The sequence below is a fragment of the Chiayiivirga flava genome (assembly GCF_014202825.1).
Taxonomy (GTDB): domain Bacteria; phylum Pseudomonadota; class Gammaproteobacteria; order Xanthomonadales; family Xanthomonadaceae; genus Chiayiivirga; species Chiayiivirga flava.
The window spans coordinates 13,969-29,495 of record NZ_JACHHP010000008.1; the positions used below are offsets into that span (position 1 = coordinate 13,969).

12 protein-coding genes are annotated in these 15,527 nt (G+C 69.5%); 10 read left to right on the plus strand and 2 right to left on the minus strand.

Features of this window, described 5'->3' with window-relative positions:
* Positions 1-30 precede the first annotated feature (30 nt).
* From rplQ to HNQ52_RS16475, 7 genes are all read left to right on the plus strand, one after another.
* Positions 31-417 (plus strand): 50S ribosomal protein L17, encoded by a 387-nt coding sequence (gene rplQ, locus HNQ52_RS16445; protein ID WP_183962362.1) that lies wholly within the window; start codon positions 31-33, stop codon positions 415-417.
* 139 nt (positions 418-556) lie between these two features.
* Complete coding sequence (locus HNQ52_RS16450) at positions 557-1,804, plus strand: Dol-P-Glc:Glc(2)Man(9)GlcNAc(2)-PP-Dol alpha-1,2-glucosyltransferase (protein ID WP_183962364.1); 1,248 nt, start codon at positions 557-559, stop codon at positions 1,802-1,804.
* A 7-nt stretch (positions 1,805-1,811) separates the two neighbouring features.
* Positions 1,812-3,080, plus strand: coding sequence for a Dol-P-Glc:Glc(2)Man(9)GlcNAc(2)-PP-Dol alpha-1,2-glucosyltransferase (locus HNQ52_RS16455; protein ID WP_183962366.1), 1,269 nt, complete (start codon positions 1,812-1,814; stop codon positions 3,078-3,080).
* Between the two features lie 42 nt (positions 3,081-3,122).
* Positions 3,123-3,626: a disulfide bond formation protein B gene (locus tag HNQ52_RS16460; RefSeq protein ID WP_183962368.1), complete on the plus strand. Its 504-nt coding sequence runs from the start codon at positions 3,123-3,125 to the stop codon at positions 3,624-3,626.
* Between the two features lie 66 nt (positions 3,627-3,692).
* Positions 3,693-5,066, plus strand: a complete 1,374-nt coding sequence (locus tag HNQ52_RS16465; protein ID WP_183962369.1) for a class II 3-deoxy-7-phosphoheptulonate synthase — start codon at positions 3,693-3,695, stop codon at positions 5,064-5,066.
* 99 nt (positions 5,067-5,165) lie between these two features.
* The gene (locus HNQ52_RS16470; RefSeq protein WP_183962371.1) at positions 5,166-8,330 is read left to right on the plus strand and encodes an amidohydrolase family protein; all 3,165 of its coding nucleotides are present in this window, start codon (positions 5,166-5,168) and stop codon (positions 8,328-8,330) included.
* A 10-nt stretch (positions 8,331-8,340) separates the two neighbouring features.
* Positions 8,341-9,660 (plus strand): amidohydrolase family protein, encoded by a 1,320-nt coding sequence (locus HNQ52_RS16475; protein ID WP_183962373.1) that lies wholly within the window; start codon positions 8,341-8,343, stop codon positions 9,658-9,660.
* On the opposite strand, the gene HNQ52_RS16480 is transcribed toward HNQ52_RS16475, so the two are convergent.
* Together HNQ52_RS16480 and fusA are read right to left on the minus strand one after the other, a co-directional pair.
* On the minus strand, positions 9,657-10,238 hold the full coding sequence (locus HNQ52_RS16480) for a P-loop nucleotide/nucleoside kinase family protein (protein WP_183962374.1): 582 nt from the start codon (positions 10,236-10,238) through the stop codon (positions 9,657-9,659). The genes HNQ52_RS16475 and HNQ52_RS16480 overlap by 4 nt on opposite strands.
* Positions 10,239-10,292: 54 nt before the next feature.
* Complete coding sequence (gene fusA, locus HNQ52_RS16485; RefSeq protein WP_183962376.1) at positions 10,293-12,341, minus strand: elongation factor G; 2,049 nt, start codon at positions 12,339-12,341, stop codon at positions 10,293-10,295.
* A 323-nt stretch (positions 12,342-12,664) separates the two neighbouring features.
* Here fusA and HNQ52_RS16490 point away from each other — a divergent pair, with 323 nt between their 5' ends.
* The 3 genes from HNQ52_RS16490 (at position 12,665) to HNQ52_RS16500 (ending at position 15,357) form a co-directional block, all read left to right on the plus strand.
* A complete protein-coding gene (locus HNQ52_RS16490) occupies positions 12,665-13,246 on the plus strand; it encodes a glycine zipper 2TM domain-containing protein (RefSeq protein ID WP_183962378.1) in 582 nt (193 codons plus the stop codon).
* Positions 13,247-13,415: 169 nt separating this feature from the next.
* On the plus strand, positions 13,416-14,558 hold the full coding sequence (locus HNQ52_RS16495; protein ID WP_183962380.1) for a carboxylate-amine ligase: 1,143 nt from the start codon (positions 13,416-13,418) through the stop codon (positions 14,556-14,558).
* A gap of 7 nt (positions 14,559-14,565) precedes the next feature.
* Positions 14,566-15,357 (plus strand): gamma-glutamyl-gamma-aminobutyrate hydrolase family protein, encoded by a 792-nt coding sequence (locus tag HNQ52_RS16500; protein WP_183962382.1) that lies wholly within the window; start codon positions 14,566-14,568, stop codon positions 15,355-15,357.
* Positions 15,358-15,527: the final 170 nt, after the last annotated feature.

Genomic DNA, 15,527 nt, shown 5'->3' on the forward strand with positions numbered 1-15,527 from the left:
CCACAGAACAACTTTCAGAGGATTCACTCCATGCGTCACATGAAGTCCGGCCGCAAGTTCAACCGCACCAGCGCCCACCGCGAAGCGATGTTCCGCAACATGGCGGCGTCGCTGATCAAGCACGGCCTGATCCGCACGACCCTGCCGAAGGCCAAGGAACTGCGCCGCGTCGCCGAGCCGCTGATCACGCTGGCCAAGGTCGATGGCGTCGCCAACCGCCGCCTCGCGTTCGCGCGCCTGCGCGACAAGGAAGCCGTCGGCACGCTGTTTGTCGAACTTGGACCCCGTTACCAGTCGCGTCCGGGCGGTTACCTGCGCATTCTCAAGTGCGGTTTCCGCGACGGCGACAATGCGCCGATGGCGTATGTCGAACTCGTCGATCGTCCGCGCGCGCAGGCCGACGCCGCCGCCGAGTGATCGCGGCCGTCAGGTGAGTTTCCCGAGCCCCGGACGGCAACGCCCGGGGCTCGGCGTTTCAGCGGTCCGGAACCGGTCACGGCGCGCGACGGCGCAGACGTCCGGCGTCGCCGAGGCCACGAGGTAGTCGACCCAGCGCATGCCCGCCCCCTTCTCAACGTCCCGCAGCCGCATCGAACTGGGCTGGCTCGGCCTCGCGCTGGCGTGGGCCGTGATGGTGCTGTGCACCTGGACCGGCGCGGTGCTCGGCGACGAGTGGGTGCATTGGCACCAGATCGCGCGGTTCGTGCATCACGACTATCGCGTCTTCGACGAATATCTCACCAACATTCCCGGCTACCACTGGCTGATGACCGCGCTGCTCTGGCTGTTTGGCGGCGAGTGGGTGGGCCAGGCGCGCGCGATCAATTCCGCCTTCGGGCTTGCCGCGCTGCTGGCGTTCCACGTCGCGCGGCGCGATCTGCACCCGTCCGACGCGCAGCGAGAAACCGCGCTGATGCTGTTCCTGCCGGTGCTGTTCCCGTACTGGTTCCTGGTCTACACCGACACGCTCGCGCTGGCGTTCCTGCTCGCCGCGGCGCTGGCGCAGGTGCGCGGCCGGCACGGCTGGGCCGCGCTGGCGCTGGTCGGCTCGATGGCGGTGCGGCAGAACAACGTGTTCTGGGTCGGCTTCCTCGCGTTGCTGACGCTGTGGCCGCTATGGCGCGACGCGCGTTTCCGGGTCTGGACGGTGTGGCGCGACAGTATCGCGCTGGCCTGGCCGTACGGGCTGGCCGTGCTCGCGTTCCTCGCCTACTGGGCGTGGAACGGGTCGATTTCCTACTCCAATGCGCAAGGCGTGAATGCGCACCCGGACGTGAAGTTCGACGTCGGCAATCCGTATTTCCTGCTGTTCATCGCAGGCTGCCTGCTGCCGTTGCAGGCCGTCGCCGGCGTGCGGCGGTTTGTCGCGGCCGCGCGGCGCCGGCCGTGGCTGTGGCTGGCGCCGGTGCTCGTGTTCGGGCTGTACGCGTGGCTGTTCAAGGTGCATCACCCGTACAACACCTTCGAGGGCGACTACTTCCTGCGCAACACCTTGCTGCAGACCGTGGCGAAGCAGTACACGCGGCCGTGGTTCGTCTTCGGCGCCATCGCCACGCTGGCGGCGTGCGGTCTGGCATGCACGCGCTTCGTGCGCTCCGAATACCGCTGGCTGCTGCCGCTGTCGCTGGTGTTCGTCGGCGCGTCGTGGCTCATCGAGACGCGTTACGCGATCGTGCCGATGGCGCTGCTGCTGCTGCTGCGCGTGCCCGAACGCGACTGGATGGAGCGTGTCACCCTGGTCTGGTGGATCGGCATCGCGACGTGGTTCGCGGTCGGCATCTTCGATTTTCATTTCATGATCTGATCCGGCGATGGCGTCCGCACCGTTCGCATCGCGGCGCAGCCGCGTCCAGCTCGGCGTGCTGTGCATGGCGCTGGTGTGGATCGCGATGTGGTTCGTCGGCTGGACCACCATCCCGCACTCGGACGAGTGGCTGCACTACTACCAGAGCCTGTATTTCAGCCGCGGCAACTTCGAGGTGTACGTCGGCACGCTGACGAACATCCCCACGTACCACGTGTGGCTCGCCTTGCTGATGAAGGTGTTCGGGTTCGAGGCGCTCGGCGCGGCGCGGGTCGTCAACAGCCTGTACGGGCTTGGCGCGCTCGGCGCGTTGTATGCCATCCGCCGCACGCTGCACCAGGCCGATGCGCTGCGTTCGACCGCGCAGCTGATGTTCCTGCCGCCGCTGTTCGTGTTTTTCTTCATCGCCTACACCGACGTGCTGGCGCTGGCGCTGATCCTCGCCGCGCTGCTCGCCTGCCTGCGCGGTCGGCACGGGTGGGCCGCGCTGGCGCTGCTGCTGGCCACGGCGGTGCGACAACCGAGCGTGTTGTGGGCGGTGTGTTTTGCGCTGGTCGCCGCGTGGCCGGTGCTGCAGCGGGCGTACGCGGCGGCGCCGTGGCGCGTTGCGACGCTTGCGCCGCACGCGAAGGACACGCTGCGGATCGTCTGGCCGTACATCGGCACGGTGGTCGCGTTTTTCGTTTACTGGGCGTGGAACGGATCGATTTCGTTCTCCAACGCGCAGGCCGAAGAGGCGCACCCGGACCTGAAGTTCGACGTCGGCAATCCGTACTTCCTGCTGTTCCTCGCCGGCTGCCTGCTGCCGCTGCAGACCTGGGCCGGGCTGCGGCGGTTCGCGGTTGCGGCGCGCCGGCGGCCCTGGTTGTGGCTGGTGCCGGTGGCGGTGTTTGCGCTGTATGCGACGGCATTCGAGGTGGCGCATCCGTACAACACGTTTGCCGGCGACTATTTCCTGCACAACATGTTTTTGCAGCGGCTGGCGGTGGACCGGGTGCTGTGGGGCGTGGTCGGCCTGGGCGCCACGCTCGCCGCGTGCGGCCTCGGCTGCACCCGCTTCGCGCTGCCGCAGGGCTGGCTGGTGTTGCCGTTCGGCGTGCTTTTCGTCGCCGCATCGTGGCTGATCGAACCGCGCTATGCCATCGTGCCGCTGGCGCTGCTGCTTGCGCTGCGGGGGTCGGAGAGCGATCGCGGCGAAGCCATCACGCTGGCACTTTGGGCCGTTGCCGCGGTCTACGTGGCCTGGGGCGTGTTCGAGTTCCGCTTTTTTCCCTGAGCCGCCGTCGCCCGACGCCATTCCACCTGCGAGGATGCATCGATGAATCCGTTCACCTGGTCCTACCGCTGGCAGGCCGCGCTCGGCGCCGGCATCTGCGCCGCGATGCTCGGCTATGCGCTGTACGTGCAGCACGGCATGTTCATGCAGCCGTGCCCGCTGTGCATCCTGCAGCGCGTCGCCTTCGTGGCAATGGGCGTGTTCTTCCTGCTTGGTGCGGTCACGGGGGAGCGTCCGGCGTGGCTGCGCAAGCTGTCGGCGGCGCTGGTGTTCCTGTCGGCCGCCGCCGGCGCCGGCATCGCGGGCTGGCATGTGTATCTGCAGAGCCTGCCGCCGGGCGACGTGCCGTCCTGCAGCGGGATGGACATCGGCTACATGCTCGATGCGTTCCCGCTGCAGAAGGTGGTCGAGAAGATTTTCACCGGCTCGGGCGAATGCGCGGTCGTGGACTGGACCTTCCTCGGACTCTCGATGCCCGCCTGGACCCTGATCTGGTACGTCATCCTTGGCGCGGGCGCGCTCTGGGCGGGCTTCCGCCGTCGATAGCCGGCCGCGGGCCGAGGACTGTGGCATCATGTCGCAATGCAACGAAACACTCTCCGGCACACCGCCATGAACGCCAGCGAAACCCGCCCGCAACCCGTCAATCTGCCGCAGGACTGGACGCCTGCGTCGTGGCAGCGTCGTACCGCGCTGCAACAACCGGTGTACCGCGATCCGATCGCGCTCGGCGCAGCGCTGGAGCAGCTGGGGCGCTTGCCGCCGCTGGTCACCTCGTGGGAAATCCTCGCGCTCAAGCGGCAGATCGCGGATGCGCAGGAGGGCCGCCGTTTCGTGCTGCAGGGCGGCGACTGCGCCGAAAGCTTCAGCGACTGCGAATCGGGCCTGATCTCCAATCGCCTGAAGGTGCTGCTGCAGATGAGCGTGGTGTTGGTCTACGGCCTGCGCCTGCCGGTGGTGCGCGTGGGCCGGTTCGCCGGGCAGTACGCCAAGCCGCGTTCGGCCGACACCGAGACCCGCGACGGCGTTACGCTGCCGTGCTACCGCGGCGACCTCGTCAACGCCCCGGCGTTCACGCCCGCGGCGCGCGAGCCCGATCCGCAGCGCCTGATCGAAGGCCACGCGCGCTCGGCGATGACGATGAATTTCGTCCGCTCGCTGATCGACGGCGGCTTCGCCGACCTGCACCACCCCGAATACTGGAACCTCGACTGGATGGGGCATTCGCCGCTGGCGGCCGAGTACCAGAAGACGGTCGCGGCGATCGGCGACGGCGTGCGTTTCATGGAAACGCTGTCCGGCACGCCGATCCACAACCTCAACCGCATCGACTTCTACACCTCGCACGAAGCGCTGCTGCTGCACTACGAGGAGGCGCTGACGCGCCAGGTGCCGCGCCAGTGGGGCCACTTCAACCTGTCCACGCATTTCCCGTGGATCGGCATGCGCACCGCCGCCGACGGCGGCGCGCATCTGGAATACATGCGCGGCATCCGCAACCCGGTGGCGGTGAAGGTGGGCCCGACGGTCAAGCCGGACGAGCTGCTGCGCCTGATCGACGTGCTCAACCCGGACGACGAGCCCGGACGCCTGACCCTGATCCACCGCATGGGCAACGCGAAGATCGCCGACGGCCTGCCGCCGCTGCTCGATGCGGTGAAGCGCGACGGGCGCCGGGTGTTGTGGGTGGCCGATCCGATGCACGGCAACACCGAAAGCCTGGCCAACGGCGTGAAGACGCGCAGGTTCGCCAACGTCTGCGGTGAGGTGGACCAGGCGTTCGATATCCACGCCGCGGCAGGCACGCGCCTGGGCGGCGTGCATCTGGAGCTCACCGGCGAAGACGTGACCGAGTGCATGGGCGGCGCGCGCGATCTCACCGAAACCGATCTGGCGCGTGCGTACCGCTCGCAGGTCGATCCGCGCTTGAACTACGAACAGTCGCTGGAGTTGGCGATGCTGATCGTGCGCAAGCGCGGCGGCTGACGGGCGACGAATCGCCGAGCCGACGCACCCATGACTTCTGGGGGATAGGGCCCCGGTCTGCCGCCGCTATCGTGGCTCGACGTTCCACGGGGAAAACCGATGCATTTCCATTCGACGCCGCCGTGCCGCGGCATGTTGCTGCGCGCCGCAATGCTGGCCGCGCTTGCCGGCACTGCCCATGCGCAGCAGGGCACCGTGCCCAGCGAAGGTATCGCCGATCGCCCCTCGCGCCTTGTCGCGCTGGTGGACGCGCGCGCCGTCACCGAACCGGGCACGGTCACGGACAACGCCACGATCGTGCTGCGCGACGGCCGCATCGAATCGGTGGCCCGCGGCGGCAAGCCACCTGCGGGCGCCGAGGTGCGCGATCTTGCCGGCAAGACCGTCTTCGCCGGTTTTGTCGACCCGGTGTCCACGCTCGGCCTGCCCGACGACATGCGCGCCGGCGGCATCAAGCCGCTCGCGTCTCCCGGCCAGCCGCCGCACGAACAGACCACCGACCAGGCCGGCGCCCGCCACTGGAACCGCCGCGTGCGGCCCGAGTGGTCGGTGGCCGACCGCCTCGACATCAAGCCCGACGAATCGAAAAACCTGCGCGCGCTCGGCTACACCGCCGTCCTGTCCGCGCCGCAGGCCGGCATCGTGAAAGGCCAGGGCGCCGTGCTCAGCCTGCGCGATGGCAGTGCGGAACGGGATCTGCTGCTCGCGCGCGACCGTAGCCAGCATCTGGGCTTCGACTTCGCCTACGGCAGCGAGTACCCCGGCTCGCTGATGGGCGCCATCGCGCTGATCCGCCAGACGCTGCTCGACGCGCGCTGGCAGCACTCGGTCCAGACCTACACCGGCCGGGCGCCGATCGATCGTGCCGCGGCCAATGCCGCGCTCGACGCGCTGTACCCGGCCGCCACCGGCACACAGCGCGTGTTCTTCCAGCTCGACGACGAGCTCGACGTGGGTCGCGTCGCGAAGATCGACACCGAATTTGGCCTCGACACCGTGCTGATCGGCACCGGCTTCGAATACCGCGTGCTGCCGCAGGTGCGTGCCGCAGCATCGCCGTTCGTGTTGCCGCTGAATTTTCCCGACGCGCCGGACATCGAGAACGCGGAGGTCTCGATCAACGCCTCGCTCGCCGACCTGCAACACTGGGAGCAGGCGCCGGCCAACGCCGCGCGCGTGGCGGCCGCGGGCGTCGAGTTCGCTTTCACCACGCACGGCATCAAGGAGCCGGACAAGCAGTTCTGGAACAACCTGCGCCGCGCCGTTCGCGCCGGGCTGAGCGAGGACGCGGCGTTGCGCGCGCTCACGGTGACGCCGGCGGCGCTGATCGGCGAAGCGGCGCGCCTGGGCCGGATCGCGCCGGGGCAGCTTGCGAACCTTGTCGTGGCCGATGCGGCGCTGCTGCGCGACGACAACGCGGCGATCTACGAAACCTGGGTCGAAGGCGAGCGCTTCGAGCACAAGCCGCTGGCGGCGCCCGTCCTCGCCGGCGACTGGACGCTCGCCTGGGCCGACGGCAAGGGCCCCGCGCGCTGGCGCGTGAAGGGATCGGGCGACAAGGTCGACATCACCGCCGGCAGCGCCACCTTCAAGGCCAGCGTCGCCGGCGAGCGACTCGTCGCCCTCCCGCCGAATGCGCTGTTCGGCGCGGGCGAGGGCGGGGCGCGCATCGCGGCCACGATGCGCGGCGATGCCATCGAAGGCTACCGCGATCTTGCCGACGGGCGCCGCGTGCGCTTCACCGGCACGCGCACCGGCACCGCGCCCGCGGCCGACACGACGAAGGACGACACATCCGCCGATCCGATTCCCGCGTACCGCGGTTATCCGGCCGGCGAGTACGCGCGCGACGCGGCACCCGCGCGCGAGACGCTGCTCATCACCAATGCCACGGTGTGGACCAACACCGACGACGGCGTCCTCACGAACGCCGACGTGCTCGTGCGCGACGGCAAGATTGCCGCCGTCGGCATCGGACTCGCCGCGCCGTCGGGCGCGAAGACCCTCGACGCCGGCGGCCGCCACGTCACGCCCGGCATCATCGACGCGCACTCGCACACCGCCATCGCGCGCAACGTCAACGAACCCTCGCATGCGGTCACCACCGAGGTGCGCGTGGCCGATGTCATCGACCCGACCGACATCGACATCTACCGCCAGCTCGCGGGCGGCGTCACCACCGCCAACCTGCTGCACGGCTCGGCCAATCCGATGGGCGGCCAGAACGCGGTCATCAAGCTGCGCTGGGGCGCCGATGCCGACGGCCTACTGCTCGACGGGGCAAAGCCCGGCGTGAAGTTCGCGCTCGGCGAAAACGTCAAGCAGTCCGGCTGGGGCGACAGCTTCAACACGCGCTACCCGCAGACGCGCATGGGCGTGGAGCAGATCATGCGCGACCACTTCAACGCCGCACTCGCGTACGACGCGGACATCGCACGCAAGGACGGCGTGCCGCGCCGCCGCGACCTGCGCCTCGAAGCGCTGGCGCAGATCGTGTCCGGCGAACGCCAGATCCACATCCACTCCTACCGCCAGGACGAGATCCTGATGTTCGTGCACCTCGCGAAGGAGTACGGCATTCCCGGCGTGACCTTCCAGCACATCCTCGAAGGCTACAAGGTGGCCGACGCGATGGCCGGCATCGGCGCCGGTGCCTCGACGTTCGCCGACTGGTGGGCCTACAAGATGGAGGTGTACGACGGCATTCCGCACAACGGCGCGCTGATGACGCGTGCCGGCGTGGTGAGTTCGTTCAACTCCGACAGCAATGAGATGGCGCGCCGGCTCAACATGGAGGCGGCCAAGGCGGTGAAGTACGGCGGCCTGAGCGAGGAGGAGGCGCTCAAGCTCGTCACGCTCAATCCGGCGAAGCAGCTCGCCGTGGCCGAGCGCATCGGCGCGCTGGCACCGGGCATGGATGCGGACCTCGTGTTGTGGTCCGACCATCCGCTGTCGAACTACGCGCGTGCCGATCTCACCTTCGTCGACGGCCGCCGTTACTTCGATCGCGAACAGGACCGCGCGCTGCAGCAGCAGGTGGCCGGCGAGCGCGAACGCCTGTTGCAGAAGATCGGTCGCGCCCGCCTCGACACGCTCGCATTGAAGCCGGAAGACGCGAAGGACGCGGCCAAGGCACCGGACCCGGCACTCGTCGCGCTGTTCCTGCGCGACCGGCACGCCTTCGAATCGCTCGCGCCGTCGCGCTCGGTCTACCACAACGGCGCCGATCTCCAGAGTTGCGGCATCAACGACCATGTGCACTGAGGCCACGACGATGACATCGCTCCGTATCGCAACCCTCGCGCTTGCAGGGCTCCTCGCCTCGGCCGCGACCGCGCACGACGGCGTGCCCGCGGCGCCGCAGTCCGGCCCTGTCGTCATCGACGGCGCCACCGTGCATACCGTGTCCGGCGACACCATCGAACGGGGCCGCGTGCGTTTCGAGGACGGCAAGATCGTCGCCGTCGGCGGCGGCGATGTCTCGACCGCCGGCGCCACCGTCGTCGATGCGACGGGCAAACACGCCTATCCCGGCCTTATCGCGGCGTACAGCGTGCTCGGCCTGGTCGAAGTGGGTGCGGTGCGCGCCACCGTCGACGTGGCCGAGGTCGGCGCCAACGCCGCCAACGTGCGCGCCGAAGTGGCGGTGAACCCGGACAGCGAACTGATTCCCGTCACGCGCAGCAACGGCGTGCTGCTGGCGCTCAGCGCGCCCCAGGTCACCGGCGACGGCGTCATCGGCGGCACCTCGGCGCTGCTGCAGCTCGAAGGCTGGACGTGGGAAGACATGACCGTGCGTGCGCCGATCGCGCTGCACGTGTACTGGCCGAGCGGCTTCGTGCCGGCGGGGTTTCCCGAGGAGATGGCCGAGGCCGCGCGCAAGGCGGTGGCCGGCAAGCGCGACGCGCTGGCGCGCGCGTTCGAGCAGGCGCGCGCCTACGCCGGCGACGGCACGCGCACCGGCGCGGACGATTTGCGCCTGGCCGCGATGAAGCCGTTCGTGGCGGGCGAGCGTCCGGTGTTTTTCCACGCCGAGGATGTGCAGAGCCTCAACGACGCGCTCGATTTCGCGCAGAAATACGCGCTCAGGCCGGTGCTCGTCGGCGCCGGTGAAGCCTGGCGCCTCACCGACCGCCTGCGTGCGCTGCGTGTGCCGGTGATCGTCGGCGGCACGCACACGCTGCCGTTGCGGCGCTTCGATCCGGTCGACGCCACGTTCGCGAACGCCGCGAAACTGAAGGCGGCCGGCATCGATTTCGCCATCGCCACGCCGGGCGACGGCTTCGACACGACCAACCTGCGCAACCTGCCGTATCACGCCGCGACCGCGGCTGCGTACGGTCTGTCGAAGGACGACGCGCTGCGCGCGATCACGCTGTGGCCGGCGCGCATCCTCGGCGTCGACGATCGCGTCGGCTCGCTCGACGTGGGCAAGGACGCGACGCTGTTCCTCACCGACGGCGATCCGCTCGAAGCGCGCACCACGGTCGAACGCGCGTGGATCGGCGGCCGCGAAATCGATCTGGCCAACCGCCAGATGCGGCTGTACGACAAGTACCGCCAGAAGTATCCGCAGACGCGCGACGCGCGCTAGCCGGCGGCGATGCGGGCACGGGCCGCGGCCAGTGCCGCGGCCACGAGTGCGTCCTTCGGCAGGCGTGCATCGATGGCAACGCAGGTGGCCGGTGGCGGCTCGAAGCGCGCCATGATCTCGTCGACGAGGGCCGGGCTGCGATCGAGCGCGAGGTGGCGGCCGGTGGCGATGTCGTGCGCCACGCGCCGGCGCGCGACCTCCGGCGGGCAGTCCAGGAACAGCGGCAGCGACAGCACGCGGTGCGGCGCCAGCGTGCGGTCGAGCCGTTCCAGGTCGCGGTGGCGCGAGAACGTCACGCCGTCGATGACGCTGCCGCTGCCGAGCATGCAGTTGACCTCCACCGCCAGCAGCACGGCGCGCATCGCGGCGCTTTTTTCGGCATAGCTGTAGCTGCACCGCGGGAACATCGCGGCGCGGATCGTGTCGCGGCACACGCGGCGCAGGCCGAATTCGCGTTCGAAGGCCGCCGCCACCACCGACTTGCCGGCGCCGGGCAGGCCGATCAGTGCAACGACCAGCGGCGGCGGCATGTTCGCCGCGGCATCGTGCGATCCGGTCGGGCTGTCGATGTCGCTCATGCACGCAGCCTTGCGCGGCGGCACGCGCAACGCAAGCGTTCTCCGGCCGTCCGGTCAATCCTCCTCGACGCGCGGTCGGAAGCTCTCCACCAGCTGCTTCTGCACGTTCGGCGGCACCGGCTCGTAATGGCTGAATTCGATGGTGTAGCGCCCGCGGCCGGCGCTCGCGGCCTTGAGCTCGTTCGAATAGTCGGTGACCTCGGCCAGCGGCACCTGCGCCTTCACCACCAGCTCGCCGCCGCGCTGCGAGTCGGTGCCGTTGATGCGAGCGCGCTTGCCGGCAAGACCGCCGGTGATGTCGCCGATGTGCTGCTCGGGCACGGTCACGTCGAGGTTGACGATGGGTTCGAGCAGGATCGGGCGCGCCTTGCCGATGGCGTCGAGGAAAGCCTTCCTGCCTGCGGCAACGAACGCCACTTCCTTCGAATCGACGGGGTGGTACTTGCCGTCGTAGACGATCACGCGCACGTCCTGCACCTGGTAGCCGGCCACCGCGCCGTGGTCGAGCACCTGGCGTATGCCCTTCTCGATCGCCGGAAGGAACTGGTTCGGAATCGCACCGCCGCGGATCTCGTCGACGAACTCGAATCCGCCGCCGCGCGGCAACGGCTCGATGCGCAGGAACACCTCGCCGAACTGGCCGGCGCCGCCGGTCTGCTTCTTGTGGCGGTGGTGGCCGTCGGCGCGTGCGCCGATCGTTTCGCGGTAGGCGATGCGCGGCGGGCGCGTGCTGACCTCCACCTGGTAGCGCTCCTTCATCCGCTCCAGCATCAGCTTCAGGTGCAGCTCGCCGAGGCCGCGGATGACGGTTTCGTTGAGTTCGGCGTTGTGTTCGACGCGGAAGCAGGGGTCTTCCTCGGCCAGACGATGCAGCGCGGTGGCGAGTTTCTGCTCCTGGCCCTTGTGCAGCGGCTCGATCGCGAGACCGAACATCGGCCGCGGAAAATCGAGGGGCTTGAGGTGGATGTGATCCTCGTCGTGGCTGTCGTGCAGGATCGCGTCGAAGTGCACGTCCTCGATCTTCGCCACGGCCGCGATGTCGCCCGGGACCGCTTCGTCGATTTCCACGTGTTCGCGCCCGCGCAGCCGGTACAGGTGCGCCACCTTGAACGGCTTGCGCCCGTCGTCGACGAACAGCTGCGTGTCGCGTCGCACGGTGCCCTGGTAGACGCGGAAGATCCCGAGCTTGCCGACGAACGGGTCGTTGACGATCTTGAACACGTCCGCGATCACGTGCGCCTGTGGGTCCGGACGCGATGCGATCGGCGTCGCGTCCGCGCCGATGCCCTTCACGAACGGTGGCGGATTGGCCTCGCCCGGATGCGGCAGCAGGCGTTCGACGATGTCGAGCAGCTCCCTGACGCCGGCGCCGGTGCGCGCGGAGACGAAACAGATCGGCACCAGATGACCCTCGCGCAGGCACTGCTCGAAGGCATCGTGCAACTCCTCGCCTTCGATGCCGCTCTCGCCGTCCTCGAGGTAGCGGCCCATCACGTCCTCGTTGATCTCCACGACCTGGTCGATGATGCGCCGATGCGCCTCGGCCACCGATCCGATGTCGGAGTCGCCGTCGGGCCGGAAGAAACAATCGACGACGGCGGCGCCGCCGCGGGACGGCAGATTGATCGGCAGGCACTCGCTGCCGAAGGTGTCGCGCAGCTGGTCGACCAGCGCGGCCGGATCGACGCCGTCGTGGTCGATCTTGTTGACCACGAGCAGACGCGCGAGGCGTCGTGCCCTGGCGTGCTCCATGAGCCGGATCGTGCCGTGCTCGATGCCGCTGGCTGCGTTCACCACCACCGCGCAGGTCTCCACCGCCGCCAGTGCCGACAGCGTCGGGCCGCGGAAGTCCGGGTACCCGGCGGTGTCGATCAGGTTGATGTGCACGTCGCCGTGGTCGATCGCGGTGATCGTGCTGTTGATCGAGTGGCCGCGCGCCTTTTCCATCGGATCCGAATCGGAGAAGGTGCTGCCGCGCTCCACCGTGCCTGCCGTCTGGATCGCGCCGCCGGCATGCAGCAGGGCTTCGAACAGTGTGGTTTTGCCGGCGCCCTGGTGGCCCGCGAGGACCACGTTGCGGATCTGTTGCGTGTTGTGGCGCATGCCTGGCCTCCCCCGTTGTGCACGTGGCGATGAGGCCGTCATGGTCGTCCGGGCTGCAGGGTCGACACTGCAGGGATCTGTGTGCCGGGCGCGGCGGCCGGGCGGTCATGGCGGTCCGGCCGCAGGCGCGGCCGTCGGCACAGCCTTCCAGCCGCGGCGCGGGCGGTCAAGCGTGCGGTGCAGCATCGCCCGCCCCGCTACCGACGCCATAGCGCTGTCCGCACGCTAAACGGCAGCGCAAAAGTTCAGAACGGATTAAGCGCCTGCGCCCCAACCTGCGTATGTGGGCGGCCGCATCGCGCCGCCCGTTCCGGAGGATGGACATGAAACGCCTGCTGCTTCCGTTGGCCCTCGCCGCGTCCGCGCTGTCGGGTACCGCGATCGCGCAGAACTACGGCGGCTACGACAATTACGACGGCGGCTATGCCGACGCCGGCTACGACTATGCCGAGGTCGTGAGCGTGGATCCGCTCATTGATGTGGTGAACCGGCCGATCCGTCGCGACGAGTGCTGGCAGGAGCCGGTCACCTACCGCGAGCCGGTGCGGTACCGCGGCGGTTCGCGCAACCATGCGCCTGCGGTGCTCGGCGGCATCATCGGTGGCCTGGTCGGCAACCAGTTCGGACACGGCCACGGCCGCGACGCCGCAACGCTGGCCGGCGCCGCGCTCGGCTATGCCGCGGTGCGCGACGCGCAGCCGCGCCACGGCGGGTACTACGCGGGCGGCCGCGAATACACCACGTACGAGCAGCGTTGCGCGACGCGCACGCAATACGTGTCCGACGAACGCGTGAACGGCTACAACGTCACCTATCGCTACAACGGCCGCCTGTACCAGACGGTCACCGATTACCACCCGGGCGATTCGATCCGGGTGCGCGTGGATGTCAGCGCGGCACCCTGATACCCGCGTCCAGCTCGCTCTCTCACGGAAGAGAACAACGGGACCTGCGGGTCCCGTTTTCATTGCGGCGCCCGTTCGGCTGCGCGCGGTGGCGCGTCGTTCATCCGCGGCGGCGCGCGCCGCGCGACCATCCGGTCTCCGGGCGGCACGCCGCCACGCCGAGGTCCGCATGCCGCCACGTCCCGCCTACACGTTCGGCATCGAGGAGGAATTCTTCCTCGTGTCGCCGCGCACGCGCCAGGCCGTGTCGCGCGGCAGCGGCGCGCTGATCGAGGCCTGCCGCGCCCGGCTCGGCGACTGCATCGAGGCGGAAATGCTCGGGCCGCAGCTGGAGATCGCCTCGCCGGTGTTCGAGGATGCCGACACGGCGCTGGCCACGCTGCGCCGCCTGCGCCGCGACATCGCGGCGCTCGCGCAGCCGCACGGAATCGCGATCGTGGCGGCCGGCACGCATCCGCTGTCGGCCTGGCAACGGCAGCGCACCACGCGCAAGCCGCGCTACCAGCAGCTGGTGCGGGACTTCCGGCTGATCGGCCGCCGCAACCTGGTGTGCGGCATGCACGTGCATGTCGAAGTGCCGGCGCGGCACGATCGCGTGGTGCTGATGAATCGCCTCCTGCCGTGGCTGCCGCTGTTCCTCGCCTTGTCGACGTCCTCGCCGTTCTGGGCGCGGCGCAACACCGGACTCATGAGCTACCGCCAGGCCGCGTATGACGAGTTCCCGCGCACCGGCATCCCGGATTTCTTCGCCGACCAGGCCGACTACGACGCCTTCGTCGCCACGCTGGTGCGTGCCGGCGCGATGGAGGACGCGAGCCACGTGTGGTGGGCCATCCGCCCGGCGCTGCGCTACCCGACGCTCGAACTGCGCATCGCCGACTGCTGCACCGCGGTCGAGGACGGTGTCGCGCTGGCGACGCTCTACCGCTGCCTGGTGCACTGCCTGGTGCGCCGGCCGTCGCTGGGCAAGGCGCGCGGCACCGCGACGCGGCGCATCGTCGACGAGAACCGCTGGCGCGCGAAACGCGACGGCATCGAGGCCGAGTTCATCGTCGAGGGCGAACGCGATCCGGTGTCGCTGCGCACCGTGCTGGCGCGCCTGCGCGAGACGATCGCGCCGGATGCCGCCGCGCTCGGCTGCGACGCCGCGCTGCGCCAGCTCGACGTGATCCTGACACGCGGCACGAGCGCGCAGCGCCAGCTGGCGGTGTACCGGGCCGCACGCGACGCCGGGGCCGGGCAGCTCGACGCCGTCCGCGGCGTCGTAGACTGGCTGATCGAAGCCACCGTCCCGCCGCCGGCCCACGCCTGACCGTCCCATGTCCAACGCATCGCGCAAACTCCTCATTGCCCTGTCGCCACGCATCCTGCGCCAGGTGCCGGTCGAACTCGGCTTCCGCGGCAAGACGCTGCAGTACCTGGAGCAGTCGGTGGCGCACTGGGCAATGGCGCTCGACGCGATGGTGGTGATGGTGCCCACGGTCGAACGCGAAGGCGCCATCCGCCGCGCCAACATCGACATCGGCGACATGGTGGCCGCGCTCGACGGACTCATCCTGCAGGGCGGCGCGGACATCGATCCGCGCGCCTACGGCGAGGAGCCGTCGGCCACCGTCGGCCCCATCGACGTGGTGCGCGACCGGTTCGAACTCGACCTGCTGCGCGGGTTCGTCGCGGCCGGCAAACCGGTGTTCGGCATCTGCCGCGGGATGCAGCTGATCAACGTCGCCAGCGGCGGCACCCTGCACCAGGATCTGTGCACCGACGGCGTGACCGCGTTTTCGCACGTGCATGCCGACGCCTACGATCTGCACGAGCACACGTTGCGCATCGGCGAGGGTACGTTGCTCTCGCGCCTGTACGACGGCGCCACCGCGGCCCGGGTGAACTCGATCCATCACCAGGGTGTGGAGACGCTGGGTGCCGACCTCGTGGCGGAGGCCTGGGCCGACGACGGCGTGGTGGAAGCCATCCGCGGCACGGGCGACGGATTTCTCGTCGGCGTGCAGTGGCACCCCGAATTCCATGACGCGCGCAGCCCGACGCTGCTGGCGCCAGACCCGCTGATGCAGGCGTTTCTGGATGCGGCACGTGTGCGGCGGGACGGGTAGGCGCGGGGCCACTCGCGCCGCCCACATCGGATATCACCACGCGGCATCAGCCTCCGCACCACCGCCTGCCTGATTCCTTCTCCCACCGGGAGAAGGTGCCCGGCAGGGCGGATGAGGGAAGGGCGCCACAGCGCTGTCTGGCGCGCGCCAAGCAATGTTCCGGCGAATGT